Raw genomic sequence first — 22,216 nt, forward strand, 5'->3', positions numbered from 1 at the left:
TGTCTACTTCAAGGGGATAATAACACAGAGAGTTTTTTTATTTAAGACACAGTTTAGGCGATTATTCCTTTCCGTTCTTCTTTGTATGTCGTTCTTTTAAAACAGATAAAACATCGTTGAGCGGCAGAGCCTGTTCCCTGAGTAGTACGAGCAAGTGGTAGAGCAAGTCGGCAGATTCCCATGATAACTCGTCCTTATCGCGGTTTTTTGCCGCGATAATCACTTCTGAAGCCTCTTCACCGACTTTTTTAAGTATTTTATCTACCCCTTCTTCAAACAGGTATGTCGTGTAGGAACCTTCCGGACGGCTGCGCTCCCGTTCAGCGATCAATTGCTCAAGCTCGGTGAGGATCGCCAAATTTCCGTCAGACCCACCTGTCTGGATCTCCTCTTCGCTAAGAAGTGAATCATTAAAGCAACTGAACGTCCCTTTGTGACAAGCAGGCCCCTTCGGATTCACTAGCACGACGAGGGCATCCTGATCACAATCATAACGGATATCGGTTATCGTCTGCGTGTTTCCGGATGTCTCCCCTTTATGCCATAGCTCCTGCCTTGACCGGCTGTAGAACCATGTTTCCTTCGATTCGAGGGACTTTTGCAAGGATTCCTCGTTCATATAGGCGAGCGTCAGCACTTCCTTACTCTCGACATCCTGGACGATCGCTGGAAGCAATCCTTTTTCATCAAAACGTAGCTCACTGATCTTCATCGGACGTTCACCCCTTGCTGTTTCAAATAATCTTTTACTGCTGCTATCGAGGTTTCTTTGTAATGAAAAATAGAAGCCGCTAATGCCGCGTCCGCATCCGCTTCAGAAAAAACCTCATGGAAATGCTCGGCCGATCCTGCACCACCCGAAGCGATTACAGGGACTGTCACCGCATCACGGACCGCTTTCGTCAGTTCGATATGAAAGCCCGATTTCTCACCATCACGGTCCATGCTCGTAAGCAGCAGCTCTCCGGCTCCTCTTTTTACAGCTTCCTTCGCCCAATCGATCACTTCCCACTCTGTAGAGCGTTGCCCGCCATTTGTATAGACCCGCCATGAGCCGAGATCTTCATCATAGCGGGCATCAATCGCGACGACGATGCATTGTGAGCCGAAATATTCCGATCCGAGCGTGATCAGATCCGGATTTTTAACCGCTGCTGTATTCAAGGAAACTTTGTCAGCTCCTGCTCGCAGTACACTCTTGATATCTTCCAAAGAGTTGATACCACCGCCGACAGTAAATGGGATTGCAAGTGTTGCCGCTACCTGCTCCACCAAGTCGATGATCACATTACGTCGTTCATTCGAAGCTGAAATATCGAGGAAAATCAGCTCATCGGCTCCTTGTTCGTCATACGCTTGAGCAAGTTCGACTGGATCTCCTGCATCTATGATATTGACAAATTGAATGCCTTTGACAACCCGTCCATCCTTCACGTCCAGACAGGGTATGATTCGTTTCGTTAACATCTACTGACCTACCTTTTCTAGTGCTTCAGAGAGAGTGAAGCGCTCCGTGTACAGCGCCTTCCCTATGATCGCACCTTCGATTCCATCCTGCTGTCGTCCTGCTAATACTTGTAGATCCTCCATGGAGCTTACTCCGCCTGAAGCTATCACCTCAGCACCTGATTCCCTGGCAAGCTCCGCGATCGCTTCGACATTAGGGCCTTCAAGCGTTCCGTCACGTGAAATATCGGTAAAAATGAAGTGGCTGGCGCCAGCCTCTGCAAGTTCCTTCGCAAGCTCGACAGCTTTCACCTTCGAGTTATCAAGCCAGCCTTCCGTTGCGACATACCCATCACGAGCATCAAGTCCGATCGCAATCTTCCCTTTATACTTATCGAGCATCTCCTTCGTGAAAGCAGGATTTTTAACGGCCACACTTCCTAAAATGACGCGATCCACACCATTTTTCAAATAAAAATCGATATCCTCTTCTGTTCGGATGCCACCGCCGATCTGCACCTTCACATCAAGTTCAGAGGCAACTTGAAGGACATGTTTGTGATTCACTTTCTCAGCAGTTTTCGCACCATCCAAGTCCACCATATGTATCCATTGGGCACCTTGATCTGCAAAAAGCTTCGCCATTTCAAACGGGGAATCACCGTAAATAGTCTCCTGGTCATAATCCCCTTGAAATAGCCGGACGCATTTACCGCCGCGCATATCAATGGCCGGATACAGTTCAAATCGTTTCACCCTGCTGCCTCCTCTCTACATAAGCACCGAAGTTTTTCAGGATTTCCATGCCTGCATCACTGCTCTTTTCCGGGTGGAATTGAGCGCCGAAAATATGGTCGCGCCCTACAACAGCCGGTACTTCCTCAAAATAATCAGCCGTTGCCAGCAGTACATCCCTGTCTTCTGTCTGTACAAGATAGGAATGGACAAAATAGACGAAGTCTGTGCTCAGGTTCTGCAGTAAAGGCGTGTCAGGCTTCTGGATGTTCATCCGATTCCAACCCATATGCGGCACTTTATATGTCGTACCATCTGACGTAATCCCTGGAAAGCGTACGACCCGTCCTGGTAAAAGCCCAAGGCCCTTCGTCAATCCGTTCTCTTCACTTTCCTCGAACAATAGCTGCATCCCGAGGCAGATTCCAAGAAGCGGCTTTCCAGATTGAACGGATTCAACGATGAATTCGTCCATGCCGTCTTTTTTCAATGCATGCATAGCATCTTTAAAAGCACCTACACCAGGCAGCAGCAATACATCTGCTTTTGCCAGCTCCTCTTTTTTCTCTGAAAGGAAATGATCGATTTTAAGACGTCTGAGCGCATTTTGTACCGAGTGAAGGTTACCCATTCCGTAATCGACAATCCCGATCATTTACAGCATTCCTTTCGTCGAGGGAACACCTTTTACCCTCGGATCGATTTGCGTCGCTTCATCCAACGCCCGACCAAGTGCCTTGAAAATCGCTTCGATGATATGGTGGGTGTTCGTTCCATGATGGATGATCACATGCAGGTTCATCCTCGCTTCAATCGCAAGCTTCCATAAAAACTCGTGCACAAGCTCTGTGTCAAAGGTTCCGACTTTTTCAGAAGGGAGCTCTGCCTTCAATTCAAGATGCGGACGGTTGCTGAGATCGATAACAACCTGGGCCAATGCTTCATCCATCGGAACGATTGCATTTCCGTACCTGCGGATCCCGCGTTTATCACCAAGAGCTTCAATTAAAGCCTGTCCGAGACAGATCCCGATATCTTCTGTCGTATGATGATCATCAATCTCTGTATCCCCTTCCGCTTGGACGTTCAAATCAAACAGTCCATGCCGGGTCCAAAGATCGAGCATATGGTTCAAAAACGGCACTGGAGATTGGATATTCGACTGACCTTCTCCGTCAATCTGGAGGCTCAGTTGGATGGCCGTTTCGTTCGTTTTCCGTGTAATCGTTGCTGTCCGTTCTGTCATGTTTTACTCTTCCTCCAATCGATAATCGATCGCTCGCGCATGGGCTTCCAAACCTTCAAGACGAGCGAGTTTACTGATTTTTCGGCCGTTTTCAAATAAAGCGTCGGTGCCATACGAAATGATGCTTGATTTTTTCGTGTAATCATCAACACTCAAGGGGCTTGAAAAACGGGCTGTACCATTTGTCGGGAGCACGTGGTTCGGGCCTGCGAAATAGTCACCGATCGGCTCCGCACTATTTTTACCGAGAAAAATTGCACCTGCATGCTTGATCTGACCAAGTAACTCGAAGGGATCATAAGCCACCACCTCAAGATGCTCCGGGGCAAGCTCGTTTACCGCAGCGATCGCCTCTTCCTCCGTATTCGCCACATAGATGACACCGTTGCCGATGACAGAGGCTTCAGCAATCTCTTTTCTCGGAAGGCTCTCAAGCTGGCGGATCACTTCCTTCGACGTTTCTTCCGCCACTTCAACCGAGGTCGTTATGAGAATTGCCGATGCCATCTGATCATGTTCTGCCTGTGATAAAAGGTCTGCAGCCAAATAGACAGGATTCGCTGTATCATCGGCATAAATCAAGATTTCACTCGGTCCTGCAATCATATCGATCCCAACGAGACCGAAAACTTCCCGTTTCGCCAGCGCGACGTAAATGTTTCCTGGGCCGACGATTTTATCCACTGGCGCAACTGAGTCGGTTCCGAAAGCTAATGCTCCGATTGCCTGTGCGCCTCCTACTTTATATATCTCATCAACCCCGCTCTCATATGCGGCAACCAATACACTTGCAGGGATCGTTCCATCCGAGCGAGGAGGTGTCGTAATCGCGATCCTGCCTACCCCAGCTACCTTTGCCGGAATAGCACCCATCAGGACGGAAGAAGGGTATTCAGCCGTTCCTCCTGGTACATAAATCCCTACTGAATCAAGCGGTGTGATTTTCTGTCCTAATACGGTTCCATCTTCCTCTGTCATCATCCATGATTGACGAACTTGCTTTTTATGATAAACCCTTATGTTATGGGCAGCCTCCTGGATGATTTCGATCACTTCTTCATCAAGTGATTCGTAGGCTTTTTCGATTTCGACCTTCTTGACCTTCAATGCTTCAAGTTCTGCTCCATCAAATTTCTTCGTCAAATCGAATAAAGCAAGATCTCCATCTGATTTTACCTGTTCAAGAATCTCAAGGACAGCCTGCCTCTGTTCTTCAGTTCCCTGATTCAACTGTTTACGAAGCTTAGCTCCCTTCAATTGCTGTACTTTCATCGCGCGATCTCCTTCCCTTCAATGACCTTTTCCAATCGATGCACCATCTCATCGATTGCGTCCGCTTTGATCCGGTAACTGACCGGGTTTACGATGAACCGCGATGTAATATCGATGATTTTTTCCGTTTCAACAAGCCCGTTCTCTTTTAACGTCCGACCAGTCGAGACGATATCGACAATCCGATCTGCCAGTCCTATCAGCGGAGCCAACTCGATCGACCCGTTCAGCTTGATAATCTCGACCTGCTTGCCCTGGCTTCTGAAATAATTCGAAGCGACCTTCGGATATTTCGTTGCGATTTTCGGCGCTACTGTATCAAGTTCTGTACCCGGGATTCCGGCAACCGCGAGATGACAACGCGAAATCCCAAGATCCATCACCTCATATACATCCCGTTTTTCTTCAAGCATGACGTCCTTCCCTGCGATTCCGACATCCGCAACACCATGCTCTACATAGGTCGGAACATCCATCGGTTTCGCCAATATGAAGCGTAAATTCGCCTCCTTAATTTCAAGGATCAATTTACGTGAATCTTCAAACTCAGGCGGAAGAGTGTAATCAGCTCCCCGAAGCAATTGGACAGCTTCCTCGAAAATCCGTCCTTTCGGCATCGCGATCGTCAGTGTTGAACTCACTTCTCTCCCCCCTCTTCTTTTCCGAGATAATACGTTACATTCGAAAATTGTTCTGTAAAAGTGTCAAGGCTCCCGATACCCCTGATGTCCTGGACCACAGCTGTCTCGCCTTGATCCCTCAGCTTCTTTCCGAAAGCATACGCTTCTTCCCGCTGCCCTTCAGAAAAAATGACGCAATGCGTGAATGGCTTCTTTTCCACTGGTTCGATCGCTTCCATCAAATAATCGAGATGGATGCCAAAACCGGTCGCTTTCGCTTCATTATCAAATTTCGCAAGAAGCTCATCATAACGGCCGCCATTACTGATTGGTGAACCGAGTTCAGGTGCATAACCTTCAAAAACGACACCCGTGTAGTAGGTCATATGGCTGACCAATGTAAGATCAAGTGTTGTCAGCTCATTAACTCCGAAGGCTTTCAAACATTCCCGTAAAGCGTGAAGCTCTTCGATCGCTTCATATCCCCTTGTTGAGGCGATCAACTTCTCGGCATCTTCTAACTTGTTCTCTCCTCTCAAGTGAAGGAAATCCAGAAGGCGTTTCTGATCGATCGAGGATAATGGGAGCTTCTTCACATGCTGCTTGTATCCGACATAGTTTTTCTCATATAAAAAGCGCTTCAACTTCTCGACACGCTCATCCGTTCCGAGAATCTCCTTGAACAGTGCATCCACATAGCCAAGGTGGCCGACAGCAACCTGGAAGTTTTGTAGTCCGACATGTTCAAACGTCTCGATCATTAACGCAATCACTTCACCATCTGCACTTGTCGAGCCATCACCGATCAATTCCACCCCGAATTGTTCAAATTCAGCAGGACGCCCTCCTTCCTGCTGCTGGGCACGGAATACATTCGCCGAATAAGCGATCCGCATCGGCTGTGATTCACCTTGTAGCGTGGACGCCGCTACACGCGCAATCGGTGCTGTCATATCCGGTCTCAGAACAAGGATTTTCCCCTCTTGATCAAGCAGTTTGAAAAGCTGCTTCTCCAGAGTCGCCGAAGCTTCACCTACCGTATCGTAATATTCGACAGTCGGGGTCTGCATGAAACGATAGCCCCACTTCTGGACAGCTTGCTCCATCGCCGAGCGGCTCATCGATTTGATTTCATACAGGTTAGGCAGCGTATCCCGCATACCTAAAGGTTTTTCAAAGACTAATGGTTTCGTCACAACTCTCACTCTCCGAATCGATCTATTTGAAATCATAATTACCCGGTTTACTTTGATTGGGTCTCTTGTTCCCTCTTAATGGAACAATATTGTTATCAGAGTCCTTTTTGCCTATTGTATTCACTCCAATTTGAATCCGCTTCTTTGTCCCCTTAAAAAATTGATAAATTTTGAGCGAAGCGTCCAATGTCTCATGTAAAAGAAGGCGTTTTGTCTAGCAAATAAGCCGCTTTTTCCATTGAGACAGTGTAAGGGGCAATGATGTTTAAAGCGAAATCCTTTAGTTCGCTAATTAACTAACAAGATAAAGGTATAATAAGTAGTCTAACTTTCTTCCAAAAACACGTCAACCCAAAACTTTTACCTCTGACGTTTATCTTTACCCTATTTTTTTCTTCTTAAATAACTGTTGAACAAAATCTTAAATATTAATTAACATGAATCGTTCTTATATTTCAGAGTAAGTTAAGATAAAATGAAAATATTAATAACATATCCTTATTTATTCCCGTGCACCTGGTAAATTACATATTGGAATTTTTCCGAAAAGCTTGGTAAGTAAAAAATACGCCATGAAAGAAGGTTTCATATGTTTAACAAAATATTTCTTCTTGCGATATTGATCGGTGTGCCGCTATCAGTTGCTGGCAACATGCTCCATTGGCCAGAGGCAATCATGTTCATCGTATACTGTCTGACCATCGTAGCCCTAGCCGCTTATATGGGACGGGCGACAGAAAGCCTAGCCATCCATTCCGGACCCCGAATCGGCGGACTTTTGAACGCCACATTCGGAAATGCCGTAGAACTCATCATTTCGATTTTTGCTTTGAAAGCTGGTTACATCTCGATCGTACTTGCCTCTTTGACCGGTTCCGTACTAGGGAACTTGCTGCTGGTCGGTGGCCTCTCCTTTTTCGTCGGTGGCCTGCGTTTTAAAAGACAACGGTTCAATGTCCACGATGCCAGGCATAATTCCGCCTTGCTCATGTTCGGGGTTGTCGTAGCCTTCGTCTTTCCTGAAATATTTGCAATGAATTTGAATGAGGCTGAAGCCTTGACACTAAGCATTTGGGTTTCCGGAATATTGATCGTCCTGTACTTAGGCGCCCTTTTCTTTAAACTGGTGACACACCGAGGTGTGTATAGCACGGAAGGCGGAGATGAGGAACCCCACGAAGAAGAAGCGGAATGGTCCGGAAAGAAGGCATTGATCATCCTCGCTTTGGCAACTGCTGCTGTCGCTTATGTAAGTGAAGCGCTTGTCCATACTTTCGAAACCGTCGGGGAACAATTCGGCTGGAGTGAAGTCTTCATCGGGGTCATCATTGTTGCGATTGTGGGTAATGCTGCAGAACATGCCTCTGCAATCATCATGGCATACAAAGATAAAATGGATATAGCAGTCGAAATTGCAGTCGGTTCAACACTGCAAATAGCGATGTTCGTTGCACCGGTACTCGTTTTGCTTTCTCTGATTTTCCCTACACCGATGGCTCTCGTCTTTACGATACCTGAGCTGGTCAGCATGGTGCTCGCCGTCCTCTTAACGAATACGATCGCAAACGACGGCGATACGAACTGGTTCGAAGGCGCCACCCTGCTCGCCGCCTACTTCATCATGGGCGTCGGCTTCTATTTGTTATAAAAAAACTAGACAAAGCCAATTTTTTTCGAAGAATGTCCCTTAGTTGCGCTGATACTGAATTCTTAGTGTAAAAAGAAACTACTGGTTCGCTAGTGGTTTTTCATTTGAATAATTAATAATCGGATATTGGCCTGGCTAGACTATCTTCTTCCTCGACACAGAATAGCTGACAATACAAATAGGGCCCCATTCTGAAGGAATCGGTAAAGATTCGCTCAGAATGAGGCTCGCAACATCAAAGTCTCAGTTTATTTATAAACATGGTTCACATATCGATGGACGAAACGGCGTACTTCCCGCTCTTGAACATGGAAATGGAACTGGCATCTATGGACATTTTTGAAATAACTGAAGTCTGTCTGAAGATATTTTTCAAGTTGATTTCGATGGATATGGACTACCAGCTCGCTCGATTGGTATGGCACAGCAATCTTAAGCATCGAAATGTACGGAAGTTCCTTAAATAAATAGACTAAGTTATCCAGTAGCAGTTTACCGATCTTCATTTTAGAGGAAAAATAATGATCATAATCATCTAGATATTCCGGGCTGACATGGTCGCTATTTTCGAAACGGATGACCGCTTCATTACCATTCCAATAAGCATCACGGATATAATCGCTACCTCTTAGACGGGAAACGGCAGACAAAAAGAAGAAACGGTCCTGTTGCTCTGTTTCCTGTTTTGTTTTCTTCTGGATCACTGGCCGAACCCAAGCATCGCTTATTTGGAACTCACCATTCATATAAATCAACGACATTCTCTTCTTTTGCTCCATTTGACACCCACCTTTAATCTATATATCGTCAATATCCGACAATTGTTTATGTTTGCCCATCTCTTCTTTTGTATAAATGAGCCCCATCGGATTTCCACCTACGAAGGAGCCGGGTTCAACATCCCTATGTACCAGTGTGCCTGCTGAAACGACGGCACCATCACCAATCGTCACACCGGGCAGGATTGTACTGTTTGCCCCGATCATCACTTCGTCTCCAATATTTACATTACCAAGACGATACTCTTTTATCAAATATTCATGCGTTAAAATTGTCGTATTGTATCCTATAATGACGTTTCGACCGACCGAAATCCGTTCAGGGAACATGATATCGACCATCACCATCAATGCAAAGGCTGTCTGCTCGCCCACTTTCATACCTAGAAAAGTGCGATACAACCAATTTTTCACTGGGATGATGGGTGTATACCTGGCAAGCTGTATGACTACAAAATTTTTAAGCACCTTGAGAAATGGAACCGTCTTGTAGATTTGCCAGAGCGCATTGCTTCCCTTCACAGGATAACGCTCAGTCTTCCGCATTATACATTCACCTCTAAAACTTTTAATAGATCCGGCATTTCTTCCAGCATGAAATCAGGCTCAGAAAGTTCAAGTGCTTCTTTCCCTTTGATCGTCCAGGCAACTGCCGCGGTCAATGTGCCCGCATTTTTACCAGCCTCTATATCATATTGGCTGTCCCCGACCAGGATTGCAGAAGCTGTGTCGGACTGCAGCTTGTCCAACGCACGGACCACTGGCTGGGGATCTGGTTTCGCTCTGTCGACATCATCCAAAGTCACAATCGTTGTAAAATATTCACCTAAACCAGTAATCTCTAATCCAAGCTCCACAGCATCCCTCATCTTCGTCGTCACGATCCCAAGCTTGAATCCTTTCTCATGTAAGGTTTTCACAGTATATGCTACACCTTCATAAGCATTTACATATTCTTCATGATGGGCAAGATTATGCTCTTTATACGTACGAACCATCTCGGCAACCGACGTTTCATCAACCCTTGTAAAAGAATCCACCAAAGGCTCTCCGATAAAAGAAATGATGTCTTCACGGGAGTATTGCTTAGGCTTGTACTGCTCCAATGTGTGTGTAAATGAAGCGATAATCAAATCATTCGTGTCAATCAGTGTTCCATCTAAATCAAAAAGGATCGTATCAATTTTCATAGTTCGCTTCCTTTCTATGTCTATAAACGTTCTTTCCTTCAACACGGTTCCAAACAAAAGCGACCACCATCGTCAATAAGATCGCGACGACAAGCCGGATGGCGAGCAACGGCCATACCGGTATGCCGAGCGGTATGAAAATCAAAGTATCTTCAATGACAGCGTGACAGGATACGAGAAAGATAAATGCGAGATAGAGATCCTTCTTTTCTACGCCATCTTCCTTGACTGCCTGCATCATCACTCCAGCACCATATGCAAGGCCGATAAGTATCCCTGCTGCTAGAGTCGTAGACGTATTCGGCTTCATACCTAGTGATCTTGTAATCGGCGACATCCAGCGTGAAAACACCGCCAGCCAATTCAAATCCTTCATGATCTGAATGAAAATCATGAGCGGAATGACGATTGCTGCAAGCTGAACGATTCCAAGGAACCCTTTTTCCAATCCGTGCCATAAAATGTTCCAAAACCCATTAACCTGTTCTTCTGTTCCTGAAATGAATCCATAGACCGCTTTCTCTGAGCCGCCTTTCCACAAAACTGAAATGAAGAAGGCGGAAATCAAAGCAAGCCCAATCCGGACCACAAGCACAATCCACATCTTGATTCCGACCTTTGTGGCTACGGAGGATTCGATTAATAGATTGTGTGAAAACGAAAGCATGACTGCAAGGATGAACACTTCTTTTACAGTAAGATCAAGACTCAGGATCGCTCCTATACCTGCATATAAGTTAAGAAAGTTACCGATGACAAGCGGCAAGGCAGCTTCGCCTGATAGGCCGATCCAGTTCATCAGAGGCTCTGCAAGCTTCACAAGCCAATCCATCAGAGGAGTTTGCCCAAGAATAGTAACAAGAAGTGTGATCGGGAAGATGATTTTTCCTAGCACCCACGTTGTATTCAAGCCTACCTTCAAGCCGTTTTTCAATGTATTCATCATTTCCCCGTTCTCCCTTTCTCTATGCTGCTACAATTCGTTATATCGTTTATCCGCCAATCCAGTCTTGCGACGATAAATGATGACGGCGATGCTGATGACGATCAACACGATGGAAATCACCTGAGCGATTCGCAAGTATTCCGTCAGCATCAAGCTGTCCGTGCGCATCCCCTCTACAAAGAATCGTCCGATCGAATAATAGATCACATACGTTAAAAATAGCTCGCCGCGGCGTAAATTGACGCGTCGCAAACCGATCAGCAGGGCAAAACCGACGATATTCCAAATCGATTCATATAAGAACGTCGGATGATAGTACGCCCCATCTATGTACATTTGGTTGATGATCCAATCCGGCAGGTATAAGCCTTCTAAAAATTCACGTGTCACTTCACCGCCATGGGCTTCCTGGTTCATGAAGTTACCCCAGCGCCCGATTGCCTGGCCGAGGATGATGCTTGGTGCTGCAATGTCGGCAAGCTTCCAGAACGATAAATCTTTCACTTTTGAAAACACGTAAACTGTCAAAAACGACCCGATCAGCGCTCCATGGATCGCGATGCCGCCTTCCCAAATTTTGAAAACTTCCCCAAGATGATCTTTATAATAATGCCACTCAAACGCGACATAATAGATTCGAGCACAAATGATCGCCACAGGAACGGCGATCATAACTAGATCAACAAATGTCTCAGAATTGATGCCTAAACGCTTCGATTCCCGGACTGCAATATATAGTCCGAGTAAAGCTCCAAATCCTATAATAATCCCATACCAGTATATGGTCAATGGCCCGATTTCAAGTGCCACCCGGTCCAACGGCTGAATATTTGCAACCATACTTTCTTACCTCCTAAAAGTCATCGTAATCTGGTGTATCGATGACATTGTTAAGCTTATCCGAAAACTGTTGAGCTGCGTTCACACCCATTCTTTTTAATCGGAAATTCATCGCAGCCACCTCGATGATGACAGCAAGGTTCCGTCCAGGGCGTACGGGAACCGTCAACTTCGGAAGCTCACAATCGATGATTTTCATCATTTCTTCATCAAGACCAAGCCGGTCATATATTTTCTTCTGATCCCATGTCTCCAGGTGGATCGTTAAAGCAATCTTTTTAAAATTACGAATAGCACCCGCGCCGAAAAGGGTCATGACGTTGATGATCCCGAGTCCACGGATTTCCAATAGATGCTGAATCAGATCAGGAGAACTTCCAACTAAAGTCTTTTCGTCCTCTTGCCGGATCTCGACTGAATCATCCGCAACCAACCTGTGCCCCCTTTTTACGAGTTCAAGTGCGGTTTCACTTTTTCCGACACCGCTTGCCCCTGTGATGAGGACTCCGATCCCATATATATCGACCAGGACACCATGGACGGCTGTCGTTGGTGCCAGCTTACTTTCCAAATAGTTCGTCAACCGGCTGCTGAGACGGGTCGTCGTCAATTGTGACCGTAAAATCGGGAGGCCCATTTTTTCTGCAGCTTCCCCTAATTCTGGAGGGATATCCCATCCTCTTGAGATGATGATTCCAGGTGTTTCCTCTCTACAAAGCTTCCGAAGCCTCTCTCGTCGGATCCGCTCATCAAGGCCATTCACGAAAGACAGCTCAGTCTTTCCTAACAACTGCAGGCGGTCGGCTGGATAATAGGCAAAATACCCAGCCATCTCAAGGCCAGGACGGGAAATATCACTTGTCGAAATCGTTCGATGGATTCCGCTTTCGCCATGCACGAGCTCCAGCTGGAATTCATCGATCAAATCTTTTATATGTATGTTCGCCATGAAGGTCACTCCCACTTTCTAGCGTTTCTAATACACTATATTTTAGCATTCTTTTGCAATTCATGCCGAATCTACACATAGTTTTCCATAAATAGGATGAAAAATTATGATGCGTCTGAAGTAAATCACCGAATTATTCTAGATTTGCTACGAATAATTTTAAGTTTGCTACGATAAATTTCAGATTTGCACCAAAAAATATTTTGGATTTGCTACGATAAAATTGGAGTTTACCCCGAATTGTCCAAATCAGCACTTTGCCTCACCAGGATCAACAACAGTTTTGAAGCGGAACTCATTCAATTTTACGACATTACGCCATTAAATGAATCCATCAAAACGATCAAAAATTGTGGAGAAACCCTTATGGATAGGAATCGGAGAGGTGTTCGGGTCTGGAATCGCTTACATGTACGAAAACACAGAATTTTACGTCAGGGGGATGACATGTTCATCTAAAGAAATCCGTGAAGAGGAAGAGGAGGGGTAGTAAGAAAGTACTGATTATAAAATTCGAAAAAGACTGACCATGAATCGAATTTTGAGTTCCAGGTCAGTCTTTACTTTATTTAACGTTCTTTCAACGGTTTGACAATCAAATTGTTGATCAGCAGGTTCAATATCGATATGATAATTGCCGCGAGCAGCGCCATACCGAATCCAGAAATCATGAATGCGTCGCCCATCAATGCCTGGGTGAGCATCAGCGTAATCGCATTGATTACGAACAAGAACAGCCCCAGACTTAATATCGTTACCGGCAATGTCAAAATTACTAAAATCGGTTTGACGATCACATTCATGATCGCTAACAAAATACTTGCGATGATGGCGGCTCCGATTCCAGATAAATAGAATGATTGACTGAAAAATCCAGAGACAACCATCAAAACGATTGTATTGACGATTAATGAAACAATCCATCCTCTCACAATCCTACCTCCTTACCGCTTCGCAATCGTAATCGAACCGGTCTTCGCGATCGCTTCAACTTCATAGGTTGTCGGCGCCCCTTCGTTAGCTATGAACTCCATTCGCTTGAGCACTACATCCTTTGTCTCCTTTTTAATATCAACATTTTCAAGGAAACAATTCAAACTTCCGATTGTAGCTTTCATATTTCCATTAACACGTAGACTGTCCGGTACAAGGATTTCGATCTTTCCTGCGACTGTTTTGAAAGAAGCTTTCCCTGGCATGACCTCATCCAGTGTAAATGTAATTGATCCATTCAAGGTTTCCGCCTCGACGTCTTCGTACTTGCCATTCAAACGAATCGCCCCGTTAAGCGTCTCGAGATCAAGCTTTTTCCAACCGCTGTTCTCTAATCTGATTTTTCCATTTGATGTCGAAGCATTCAAAGATCCACCATCTACCCGGTTCAACGTGACAGCGCCATTTGTCGTGCGTACGATCATCCGTTTTGTCTGTAATTCATCAAGTGAGATCGCGCCATTCCCTGTTCGCAGTTGGATTTCCTCATACACTTTTGTCGGCACATACATATGCGCTTGCACTTTCAAGCGGTTTTCATCCACCAAGAACTGGAGCTCGCCTGCCTCTGTTGCAAAGTGGGTATTTTTCAAAAAATATGCCTTCGCTTCTTCGGTCGACTGGGTCCTGTAAACAGAAGCACGGCACTCCATCCGGATACTCTGTTCTTCCCAGGGCTGTAACTGTATACCGCCATTGGTCACATGGACCTTCAATCGGTTGAAATCCACATCATTTTCCTGGAAAATATGATCGACTTCAATTGCCTGACCAAAATTGAAATCAAAATCAGTATCTTTTAGTTTCGTCACTACCCGGTCGATCAAGCTGGAAAACTTACTGATCGTAGACTGTTCGGATTTTTTCTCATTCGTGCTGGAATCGCGCCTCTCCTGGTTTTTCTCATCGTTCGATTTTTGTTTTTGCTGGGTGTGGCTGACTGTGGCCGTATTGGGAGTCTGGGCCTGTTTATTGTCGGGATCGTTTTCTCCTACTGCCTTCAGTAACTCGACCGCCTCAGCTGATGTAATCTTCCCTTCATCTAGCATTTTCAAGATCATCTTACGTTCTTCCATTTCGAATCCCCCTTCTTGTTAAAGGCTTTGTTAAATTTTCATCTTGATTTTTGCAGAAAATGGCTTCAATCGAAATTCACGACACTCCTGCGGGGAAAGCGAGCCAGGCGAGACCCTATAGCGATTTAAGGATCTTCGACTAAATACCACCACGTCCTGCGCTTGCGATTACTCGGCGCAAAACTACAAGGATGGAATTTAAGTACGTGTCTTGTGGTGAAGCATAAGGAAAGCTTCTAAGAATTCTCATCGCAGACACGAAAATGATTTCATTATTGTGTTGAGATCCCTGTGCAAGTGAGCGAGGAAGCTTGCGGAATTAGGCTAATTCAGAGAAGTAATGTCTAGCTCAGCGACCAGTCACTTGGATCACTTCAGATTTCCTGCGGCGGCAAAAGCCTCCTCGTCAGTCTTCCAGTGACCTACGTGACAAAGCGTGTCGCTTCTGCTTTTCTTAAGCCCGTGGAAAGGGAGTGAATTTCGTAAAAATAAACAATGACGTATAACAGAGCCTTGTTGTAAGTTATTCGGATACATACGGAAAGCTACTTCTGTTGTAAAACACGAATGCCCTTCATAAGGTTCCAGATGGCAGCGGTCACTGCAATTCCGCCGAATAGGATCATACTGAGAATCGTAAAATGATTCAGGATCTGGCCTGATTCAAAAAATAAAATCGACAAGGTTGCTAAGGCAATCAATGGGATTAAATGAGAAGTGGATGCAAGCCTAGCATGCTGCCTTACATCTAAATCATCAATAAGTAGAAAAATGATTGCTGGTACGATAAAAGGCGCGAAAAATATGCTCATGTAACTTAATGATTTAAACAACTTTCCCGATGATAACACCCTTGTTCTCCTCCATTCAAGACATGAATATGAAAATTTGAAACACTTATTATATGTATGAGATTCGGCTGTCTGACATTCAGCACTCTATTGATTCGACATAAATAAGAAAAAGCCTTCTAAGAGTAAGCATCTTAGAAGACTTTACGATTTTATTTCGCCATGGTTTCAGTTTTCTTGATTTTTGCTTCCATACGTTTTCGGTCACGTTTCAAAATAGGCGCTAAATACTTTCCAGTATAGGATTCTTTATTCTCAGCGATTTCCTCGGGTGTTCCAGTACCAACGATCATACCGCCTTTGTCCCCGCCTTCTGGACCGAGGTCGATGATATGGTCAACCGCCTTGATGACATCAAGGTTATGCTCGATGACAAGAACCGAATCTCCGTTATCAACAAGACGCTGGAGGACAGTCAACAAGCGCGAAATATCATGCACATGCAAGCCTGTTGTTGGTTCATCCAGAATATAAAATGTTTTTCCTGTTGAACGCTTGTGCAGCTGGGACGCAAGCTTCACACGTTGCGCTTCCCCGCCGGATATCGTTGTCGAGGATTGTCCGAGCTTGATGTAGCCAAGTCCAACGTCCATCATCGTCTGGACTTTCCGGTTGATCTTAGGGATATTCGCGAAAAACTCAACCGCTTCCTCAACGGTCATGTCGAGAATATCAGCGATGTTCTTCCCTTTATATTTCACCTCGAGGGTTTCTCGGTTATATCGCTTTCCATGACAAACCTCGCAAGGAACATACACATCCGGTAGGAAATGCATCTCGATTTTGATGATCCCATCCCCGCGGCACGCTTCACAACGGCCCCCCTTGACGTTGAAAGAGAAACGGCCTTTCTTGTATCCTCTCACCTTCGCTTCGTTCGTTTGTGCAAAAACATCTCGGATATCATCAAAGACACCGATGTAAGTAGCTGGATTCGAGCGTGGTGTACGGCCGATCGGAGACTGGTCGATATCAATGACTTTGTCAATGTGATCGAGTCCTTCGATCTTCTTGTGTTCACCCGGTTTTTCTTTCGCGCGATGCAGTTTTTGCGCAAGAGACTTATAAAGGATCTCATTGATCAAGGTACTTTTACCAGAACCTGAAACTCCTGTAACACCCGTAAATACTCCGAGCGGGATATCGACGTTCACTTTTTTCAAGTTGTTTTCGGTAGCATTTTTAATCGTCAGCTTCCTGCCGTCCGATTTCCTTCTCTCATTTGGAAGTGGAATGAATCGTTTCCCGGACAAGTAATTACCGGTCAGCGATTTTTCATCCTCCATGATTTCCTGCGGCGACCCCTGAGCGGTGATCTGTCCGCCATGTGCCCCAGCTCCAGGTCCGATATCGATGATGTAATCAGCTGCTAGCATCGTATCTTCATCGTGCTCGACGACAATCAACGTATTGCCAAGGCTGCGCATCTCTTCAAGGGTGTTGATCAATCGGTCGTTGTCACGTTGATGTAATCCGATTGACGGTTCATCAAGGATATAAAGGACACCAGTCAACCGCGAGCCGACCTGGGTTGCAAGACGGATACGCTGTGCTTCCCCGCCTGATAATGTCCCTGCAGAACGGCTTAATGTCAGGTAATCGAGTCCGACATTCACGAGGAAACCAAGACGGTCATTGATTTCGCGTAAAATCAAACGTCCGATCTGTTCTTCCTTTTTCGTCAACTCAAGATTTCTGAAAAACTTGTCCGCATCCTTTACAGACATGTCAGTGATGTTACCGATATGATGATTTCTGATCCGGACCGCCAGTGCTTCAGGCTTCAGCCGGTGCCCATTACAGCTTGGACAAGGCTTTTGCGCCATATATCCTTCCATCTGTTCACGGATATAATCAGAGCTTGTCTCATGATACCGGCGCTTGATATTGTTCACTACACCTTCAAAATAGATCTTGTTTTCCCTTACTTGGCCGAAATCATTCTGATAGCGGAAATAAATTTTATCCCTTCCGCTGCCATATAAAATCTTATCCATTTGAGACTTGATCAGGTTTTTGACCGGAACATCCATATCAATCCCGTAATGGTCGCATACGCTCTTCAAAAGCTGTGGGTAGTATTGTGAGCTCTGAGGTTCCCAGGGGGCGATCGCATGGTCCTTCAACGTACGGTCCCAATCCGGAATGATCAGGTCCAGATCCACTTCAAGCTTCGTCCCTAATCCGTCACAGGATGAACAAGCGCCGAACGGACTATTGAAAGAGAACAGGCGAGGTTCAAGTTCACCGATTGAAAAACCACAGTAAGGACATGCATGATGCTGACTGAACAACAGCTCCTCTTCGCCGATAACGTCGACGATCACTTTTCCATCAGCAATGTTCAATGCCGTTTCAAGTGAATCAGCAAGCCGTGTTTCTACACCCTCTTTAACGACGATCCGGTCAACGACGATTTCGATCGAGTGCTTTTTATTTTTTTCAAGTTTGATCTCTTCACTGACGTCCGTGATCTCACCATCTACGCGGACACGCACGTATCCTTCCTTCTTGATATTCTCAAGGACTTTCACGTGCTCTCCTTTACGTCCAGATACGACCGGTGCAAGGATCTGGAGTTTCGTCCGCTCAGGATATTCGATGATACGGTCGACCATCTGCTGGATCGTTTGGGAAGTGATCGGAACATCATGATTCGGGCAGATCGGCATACCGATCCGCGCAAACAATAGACGCAGGTAATCATAGATTTCCGTAACCGTACCTACCGTTGAACGAGGGTTTTTACTTGTCGTCTTCTGGTCGATGGAAATCGCTGGGGACAGTCCTTCGATTGAATCGACATCAGGCTTGTCCATTTGTCCTAAAAATTGGCGCGCATACGCAGAAAGCGACTCTACGTAACGGCGCTGACCTTCTGCGTAAATCGTATCGAAAGCCAGAGAAGACTTTCCTGAACCGGATAAACCAGTCATGACGACCAGCTTATTCCGCGGGATCGTGACATCAATCCCTTTCAGGTTGTGCTCCCTCGCTCCTTTTATCGTTATATATTCATTTGCCATTGGAGTCATCCTTCCGCTTTTAGCTCTAATACCATGTCACGAAGCTCTGCTGCACGTTCGAAATCGAGATCCTTCGCAGCCTGCTTCATTTCTTTTTCCATCCGCTCGATCATTTTTTCGCGTTCCTTCTTATCCATCTTCTTGACAGCTTTCGCCTGTCCGGCTCCTGCCTCATCCTCAGATGCAACCGTCGCACGTATCAAGTCCGGGATCGCCTTTTGGATCGTCTGCGGTGTTATACCGTGTTCTTCATTATAAGCAATCTGCTTCTCACGGCGACGTTCTGTCTCGTCGATCGCAATCCGCATCGAATTTGTAATTTTATCAGCATACATGATGACGTGTCCATTCGCGTTACGAGCCGCACGTCCGATTGTCTGGATCAAGGAACGCTCCGCTCTCAAGAAGCCTTCCTTATCCGCATCCAATATCGTCACGAGCGAGACTTCAGGAATATCCAGACCTTCACGAAGAAGGTTGATACCGACAAGGACATCGAACACGCCCCGCCGCAGATCACGGATGATTTCGATCCGCTCGAGGGTCTTGATTTCAGAGTGCAGGTAACGCACCTTCACGCCGTTTTCATGCAGGTAATCGGTCAAGTCTTCTGACATCTTTTTCGTCAAGGTCGTGACAAGGACTCTCTCATTCTTACTCACCCGTTCCTGGATCTGGTCCATCAAGTCATCAATTTGACCCTCGATCGGTTTCACTTCGATTGTAGGGTCAAGAAGGCCTGTCGGACGGATGATCTGCTCGACCATCTCTGGAGAGTGTTCTAACTCATACGGACCAGGCGTCGCGGAGACATAGACAGCCTGGCTGACTTTCTCTTCGAATTCCTCGAACATGAGCGGCCTGTTGTCTTTTGCTGACGGCAACCGGAAGCCATGCTCGACAAGGACTTGTTTCCGTGCCTGGTCACCGTTATACATTCCACGGACCTGTGGAAGCGTCACGTGGGACTCATCAACCATCAATAAAAAGTCCTTCGGGAAGTAATCCATCAGTGTATAAGGTGTCGAGCCGGCTGGTCGAAGGGTCAGGTGTCGGGAATAGTTTTCGATCCCGGAACAAAAGCCCATCTCCTGCATCATTTCGATATCATAACGTGTACGCTGTTCAATCCGCTGCGCTTCAAGAAGTTTATCGTGTTCCTTCAACTCTTTGAGACGTTCCTCAAGTTCAACCTGGATCCGTTCGATCGCAATCTTCATCTTCTCTTCTCGGGTTACGAAGTGGGAAGCAGGGAAAATCGCGACATGACTCCGTTCACCGAGAATCTCGCCTGTCAGGGCATTGACCTCAGTGATCCGATCGATCTCGTCACCAAAAAATTCGACCCGGATACAATGCTCATCTCGTGACGCAGGAAAAATCTCAACGACATCCCCGCGGACACGGAACGTACCGCGAGTGAAATTCACATCGTTCCTCGCATACTGGATGTCAACAAGGTCTCGAAGCAGCTGATCCCGATCCTTCTCCATGTCCGTACGGAGGGATACGACGAGTTCACGGTATTCTTCAGGATTACCCAAACCGTAGATGCAGGATACACTTGCCACGATAATGACATCGTTTCGTTCAAAAAGAGCTGATGTCGCAGAGTGACGCAGCTTATCGATTTCATCATTGATGCTCGCATCTTTTTCTATGAAAGTATCGGACTGAGGTATGTACGCCTCAGGTTGGTAATAGTCATAATAACTGACGAAATACTCTACCGCATTATTCGGGAAGAGTTCTTTGAATTCACTATACAACTGGCCTGCAAGCGTCTTGTTATGCGCAATGACAAGTGTCGGCTTATTGACCTGCCGGATCACATTCGACATCGTAAACGTCTTTCCAGTGCCTGTAGCTCCGAGCAACGTCTGATGCCTTTTACCAGCCTTGATCCCTTCAACCAATTTCTTGACCGCGGTGGGCTGATCCCCTTCAGGCTGGTATTTCGACACTAATTCGAACTGCTTCTCACTCATGCGACGAACCCTCCGTTTCTTAAATCTCACTATCAAACATTATAGCACAGGATTAGGAAAAAATAACAAGAAAAACGAACTTACATTCGCCTTTTTTGTTCCTGGTAATTTTTTCTCACCTGGATGAAACAGTAGACATGCTTTTCCCGTCTATATAGATAAGGAAACTTGAATTCCCGCATCACTGATTTGGAGGAACAGCTATGAAGAGATGTTTTTTCTATGGGGCTGTATTGATTGTTTGCATGTTTCTTTTCGCTAATTTCGCCATTATTCCTAACTTGCCTGGAAACGCAAATATGCCTGAAGAGGATTTATGGGAACAGCCGATCACTGGCTATATTGTCGATAAAGAAGAAGGACGTATTCTTGTTTTAGAAGGAATTGAAAAAGAGCAATTAAAAGGTTTTGACCCGAAAGAGATCCATGAGTACCCGGTTGGGGGAGCCTATTGGTTCCATGTAGATTCACCCGAATCCTATAAGGTCGGCCAGAAAGTCGAGGTATGGCCAAAAGGGGCAGTCGCCGAATCCTATCCTGCCCAGGGAGCAGCTGGAAAAGTTAAGATTTTAGAAGATATAGAATAAAAGGAACTGGGTATCGGGATGGCGAATTGAACTGATAGACTATGAAAAAATGCAGGTGATATGATGGCTAAGTATTCAATTGAAGAGTTTGTCAGACAAACATCCCAGGAGGACAAAGGCGAAGGCCTTTTCGAACTGGAGACGCCCCGAATCCTGGAGGTCAACCTCGACGGCAACATATGGGCTAAAATGGGTTCGATGGTCACTTACCATGGGAATATCAAATTTGTCAGGGAAGGGATCCTGGAGCATGGACTCGGTAAAATGTTCAAAAAAGCGTTGACCGGTGAAGGAGCCGCCCTCATGAAAGCGAACGGTTCAGGGAAGCTCTACCTCGCTGACCAGGGAAAGAAGATTACGGTCCTCCAATTACAAAATGATTCAATTTATGTGAACGGAAATGACTTGCTCGCATTCGAACCGTCCATCGATTGGGATATCAAATTGATGAGGCGAATTACGGGAATGATGGCCGGAGGGCTGTTCAACATCCATTGTCAGGGAACAGGGATGATCGCCATCACCTCACATTATGAACCGCTGACCATCCAGGTCAATCCGGGACGACCAGTCTATACCGATCCGAATGCCACCGTAGCATGGTCCGGCTCCCTCTCTCCAGATTTCCAGACGGACGTCTCATTGAAAACGTTCTTCGGACGAGGAAGCGGTGAGTCGATCCAGATGAAATTCGAAGGGAACGGATTCGTGGTCGTGCAGCCATATGAGGAAATTTACATGCAGCAAAACAGTGGAAACTAAATATTTTCCAAACTGGAAAGTGGCCTTGTGCCACTTTTTCTTATTTAGAGGGAATGAACCAGGTGG

Annotated in this window: 23 protein-coding genes; 4 read left to right on the forward strand and 19 right to left on the reverse strand. The window is 45.9% G+C overall.

Annotation, left to right across the window (positions count from 1 at the left end; translation table 11 throughout):
* Positions 1-61: 61 nt before the first annotated feature.
* From hisIE to ACJROX_RS24175, 8 genes are read right to left on the reverse strand one after another with little or no spacing between them, the layout of a single operon-like run.
* Positions 62-712, reverse strand: coding sequence for a bifunctional phosphoribosyl-AMP cyclohydrolase/phosphoribosyl-ATP diphosphatase HisIE (gene hisIE, locus ACJROX_RS24140; RefSeq protein ID WP_408007758.1), 651 nt, complete (start codon positions 710-712; stop codon positions 62-64).
* Positions 709-1,467: an imidazole glycerol phosphate synthase subunit HisF gene (hisF, locus tag ACJROX_RS24145; RefSeq protein ID WP_408007759.1), complete on the reverse strand. Its 759-nt coding sequence runs from the start codon at positions 1,465-1,467 to the stop codon at positions 709-711. The genes hisIE and hisF overlap by 4 nt, the downstream gene beginning before the upstream one ends.
* The gene (hisA, locus tag ACJROX_RS24150) at positions 1,468-2,202 is read right to left on the reverse strand and encodes a 1-(5-phosphoribosyl)-5-[(5-phosphoribosylamino)methylideneamino]imidazole-4-carboxamide isomerase (protein WP_408007760.1); all 735 of its coding nucleotides are present in this window, start codon (positions 2,200-2,202) and stop codon (positions 1,468-1,470) included. It abuts the gene before it with no gap.
* Entirely contained in the window at positions 2,189-2,836 is a 648-nt protein-coding gene (gene hisH / locus ACJROX_RS24155; RefSeq protein WP_408007761.1) for an imidazole glycerol phosphate synthase subunit HisH, read from the reverse strand. Before hisH ends, hisA begins: the two co-directional genes overlap by 14 nt.
* Positions 2,837-3,427, reverse strand: a complete 591-nt coding sequence (hisB, locus tag ACJROX_RS24160; protein ID WP_408007762.1) for an imidazoleglycerol-phosphate dehydratase HisB — start codon at positions 3,425-3,427, stop codon at positions 2,837-2,839.
* 3 nt (positions 3,428-3,430) lie between these two features.
* The gene (gene hisD / locus ACJROX_RS24165; RefSeq protein ID WP_408007764.1) at positions 3,431-4,699 is read right to left on the reverse strand and encodes a histidinol dehydrogenase; all 1,269 of its coding nucleotides are present in this window, start codon (positions 4,697-4,699) and stop codon (positions 3,431-3,433) included.
* Positions 4,696-5,316, reverse strand: coding sequence for an ATP phosphoribosyltransferase (gene hisG, locus ACJROX_RS24170; protein WP_408011758.1), 621 nt, complete (start codon positions 5,314-5,316; stop codon positions 4,696-4,698). The genes hisD and hisG overlap by 4 nt, the downstream gene beginning before the upstream one ends.
* Positions 5,317-5,336: 20 nt before the next feature.
* Positions 5,337-6,551, reverse strand: a complete 1,215-nt coding sequence (locus tag ACJROX_RS24175; protein WP_408007765.1) for an ATP phosphoribosyltransferase regulatory subunit — start codon at positions 6,549-6,551, stop codon at positions 5,337-5,339.
* Between the two features lie 553 nt (positions 6,552-7,104).
* On the opposite strand from ACJROX_RS24175, the gene cax reads away from it, so the two are divergent.
* Entirely contained in the window at positions 7,105-8,163 is a 1,059-nt protein-coding gene (cax, locus tag ACJROX_RS24180) for a calcium/proton exchanger (protein WP_408007766.1), read from the forward strand.
* 248 nt (positions 8,164-8,411) lie between these two features.
* On the opposite strand, the gene ACJROX_RS24185 is transcribed toward cax, so the two are convergent.
* Genes ACJROX_RS24185 through hprK form a run of 6 tightly spaced genes read right to left on the reverse strand, consistent with a single transcriptional unit; the run spans position 8,412 to position 12,867 of the window.
* Positions 8,412-8,942, reverse strand: coding sequence for a hypothetical protein (locus tag ACJROX_RS24185; protein WP_408007768.1), 531 nt, complete (start codon positions 8,940-8,942; stop codon positions 8,412-8,414).
* A gap of 18 nt (positions 8,943-8,960) precedes the next feature.
* The gene (locus tag ACJROX_RS24190; protein ID WP_408007770.1) at positions 8,961-9,488 is read right to left on the reverse strand and encodes an acyltransferase; all 528 of its coding nucleotides are present in this window, start codon (positions 9,486-9,488) and stop codon (positions 8,961-8,963) included.
* The gene (gene ppaX, locus ACJROX_RS24195) at positions 9,488-10,132 is read right to left on the reverse strand and encodes a pyrophosphatase PpaX (protein ID WP_408007771.1); all 645 of its coding nucleotides are present in this window, start codon (positions 10,130-10,132) and stop codon (positions 9,488-9,490) included. The genes ACJROX_RS24190 and ppaX overlap by 1 nt, the downstream gene beginning before the upstream one ends.
* Positions 10,122-11,075 carry a nucleoside recognition domain-containing protein gene (locus ACJROX_RS24200; RefSeq protein WP_408011759.1) on the reverse strand — a complete coding sequence of 318 codons (954 nt, stop codon included), beginning with the start codon at positions 11,073-11,075 and terminating at the stop codon, positions 10,122-10,124. The genes ppaX and ACJROX_RS24200 overlap by 11 nt, the downstream gene beginning before the upstream one ends.
* A 30-nt stretch (positions 11,076-11,105) precedes the next feature.
* Positions 11,106-11,918, reverse strand: coding sequence for a prolipoprotein diacylglyceryl transferase (gene lgt, locus ACJROX_RS24205; protein WP_408007772.1), 813 nt, complete (start codon positions 11,916-11,918; stop codon positions 11,106-11,108).
* Between the two features lie 13 nt (positions 11,919-11,931).
* Positions 11,932-12,867, reverse strand: coding sequence for an HPr(Ser) kinase/phosphatase (gene hprK / locus ACJROX_RS24210; RefSeq protein WP_408007773.1), 936 nt, complete (start codon positions 12,865-12,867; stop codon positions 11,932-11,934).
* Positions 12,868-13,192: 325 nt separating this feature from the next.
* On the opposite strand from hprK, the gene ACJROX_RS24215 reads away from it, so the two are divergent.
* Positions 13,193-13,357 (forward strand): hypothetical protein, encoded by a 165-nt coding sequence (locus tag ACJROX_RS24215; RefSeq protein ID WP_408007774.1) that lies wholly within the window; start codon positions 13,193-13,195, stop codon positions 13,355-13,357.
* A gap of 79 nt (positions 13,358-13,436) precedes the next feature.
* On the opposite strand, the gene ACJROX_RS24220 is transcribed toward ACJROX_RS24215, so the two are convergent.
* From ACJROX_RS24220 to uvrB, 5 genes are all read right to left on the reverse strand, one after another.
* Positions 13,437-13,799, reverse strand: a complete 363-nt coding sequence (locus tag ACJROX_RS24220) for a phage holin family protein (protein WP_408007775.1) — start codon at positions 13,797-13,799, stop codon at positions 13,437-13,439.
* A 12-nt stretch (positions 13,800-13,811) separates the two neighbouring features.
* Positions 13,812-14,936, reverse strand: a complete 1,125-nt coding sequence (locus ACJROX_RS24225) for a DUF4097 family beta strand repeat-containing protein (protein ID WP_408007776.1) — start codon at positions 14,934-14,936, stop codon at positions 13,812-13,814.
* Positions 14,937-15,481: 545 nt separating this feature from the next.
* Positions 15,482-15,748: a hypothetical protein gene (locus ACJROX_RS24230; RefSeq protein WP_408007777.1), complete on the reverse strand. Its 267-nt coding sequence runs from the start codon at positions 15,746-15,748 to the stop codon at positions 15,482-15,484.
* Between the two features lie 191 nt (positions 15,749-15,939).
* Positions 15,940-18,813, reverse strand: a complete 2,874-nt coding sequence (uvrA, locus tag ACJROX_RS24235; RefSeq protein ID WP_408007778.1) for an excinuclease ABC subunit UvrA — start codon at positions 18,811-18,813, stop codon at positions 15,940-15,942.
* Between the two features lie 5 nt (positions 18,814-18,818).
* On the reverse strand, positions 18,819-20,801 hold the full coding sequence (gene uvrB, locus ACJROX_RS24240; protein ID WP_408007779.1) for an excinuclease ABC subunit UvrB: 1,983 nt from the start codon (positions 20,799-20,801) through the stop codon (positions 18,819-18,821).
* Positions 20,802-21,004: 203 nt separating this feature from the next.
* Between uvrB and ACJROX_RS24245 the strand changes: the two genes are divergently transcribed.
* Both ACJROX_RS24245 and ACJROX_RS24250 read left to right on the forward strand, forming a co-directional pair.
* The gene (locus tag ACJROX_RS24245; protein ID WP_408007780.1) at positions 21,005-21,388 is read left to right on the forward strand and encodes a YobA family protein; all 384 of its coding nucleotides are present in this window, start codon (positions 21,005-21,007) and stop codon (positions 21,386-21,388) included.
* A gap of 63 nt (positions 21,389-21,451) precedes the next feature.
* Entirely contained in the window at positions 21,452-22,150 is a 699-nt protein-coding gene (locus ACJROX_RS24250) for an AIM24 family protein (RefSeq protein ID WP_408007781.1), read from the forward strand.
* Positions 22,151-22,216 lie beyond the last annotated feature (66 nt).

Source organism: Pseudalkalibacillus sp. A8 (assembly GCF_045920555.1).
GTDB lineage: Bacteria > Bacillota > Bacilli > Bacillales > Fictibacillaceae > Pseudalkalibacillus.

Coding starts and splice junctions, on each gene's coding strand:
- hisB (WP_408007762.1), bottom strand. CDS start 3,427: ATGACAGAACGGACAGCAACGATTACACGGAAAACGAACGAAACGGCC.
- uvrB (WP_408007779.1), bottom strand. CDS start 20,801: ATGAGTGAGAAGCAGTTCGAATTAGTGTCGAAATACCAGCCTGAAGGG.
- ACJROX_RS24225 (WP_408007776.1), bottom strand. CDS start 14,936: ATGGAAGAACGTAAGATGATCTTGAAAATGCTAGATGAAGGGAAGATT.
- hisF (WP_408007759.1), bottom strand. CDS start 1,467: ATGTTAACGAAACGAATCATACCCTGTCTGGACGTGAAGGATGGACGG.
- hisG (WP_408011758.1), bottom strand. CDS start 5,316: ATGCCGAAAGGACGGATTTTCGAGGAAGCTGTCCAATTGCTTCGGGGA.
- ACJROX_RS24185 (WP_408007768.1), bottom strand. CDS start 8,942: ATGGAGCAAAAGAAGAGAATGTCGTTGATTTATATGAATGGTGAGTTC.
- ACJROX_RS24200 (WP_408011759.1), bottom strand. CDS start 11,075: ATGAATACATTGAAAAACGGCTTGAAGGTAGGCTTGAATACAACGTGG.
- ACJROX_RS24175 (WP_408007765.1), bottom strand. CDS start 6,551: ATGATTTCAAATAGATCGATTCGGAGAGTGAGAGTTGTGACGAAACCA.
- hisIE (WP_408007758.1), bottom strand. CDS start 712: ATGAAGATCAGTGAGCTACGTTTTGATGAAAAAGGATTGCTTCCAGCG.
- hprK (WP_408007773.1), bottom strand. CDS start 12,867: ATGGCGAACATACATATAAAAGATTTGATCGATGAATTCCAGCTGGAG.
- ACJROX_RS24245 (WP_408007780.1), top strand. CDS start 21,005: ATGAAGAGATGTTTTTTCTATGGGGCTGTATTGATTGTTTGCATGTTT.
- lgt (WP_408007772.1), bottom strand. CDS start 11,918: ATGGTTGCAAATATTCAGCCGTTGGACCGGGTGGCACTTGAAATCGGG.
- cax (WP_408007766.1), top strand. CDS start 7,105: ATGTTTAACAAAATATTTCTTCTTGCGATATTGATCGGTGTGCCGCTA.
- ACJROX_RS24215 (WP_408007774.1), top strand. CDS start 13,193: ATGAATCCATCAAAACGATCAAAAATTGTGGAGAAACCCTTATGGATA.
- ACJROX_RS24190 (WP_408007770.1), bottom strand. CDS start 9,488: ATGCGGAAGACTGAGCGTTATCCTGTGAAGGGAAGCAATGCGCTCTGG.
- hisH (WP_408007761.1), bottom strand. CDS start 2,836: ATGATCGGGATTGTCGATTACGGAATGGGTAACCTTCACTCGGTACAA.
- uvrA (WP_408007778.1), bottom strand. CDS start 18,813: ATGGCAAATGAATATATAACGATAAAAGGAGCGAGGGAGCACAACCTG.
- ppaX (WP_408007771.1), bottom strand. CDS start 10,132: ATGAAAATTGATACGATCCTTTTTGATTTAGATGGAACACTGATTGAC.
- ACJROX_RS24250 (WP_408007781.1), top strand. CDS start 21,452: ATGGCTAAGTATTCAATTGAAGAGTTTGTCAGACAAACATCCCAGGAG.
- ACJROX_RS24230 (WP_408007777.1), bottom strand. CDS start 15,748: ATGAGCATATTTTTCGCGCCTTTTATCGTACCAGCAATCATTTTTCTA.
- hisD (WP_408007764.1), bottom strand. CDS start 4,699: ATGAAAGTACAGCAATTGAAGGGAGCTAAGCTTCGTAAACAGTTGAAT.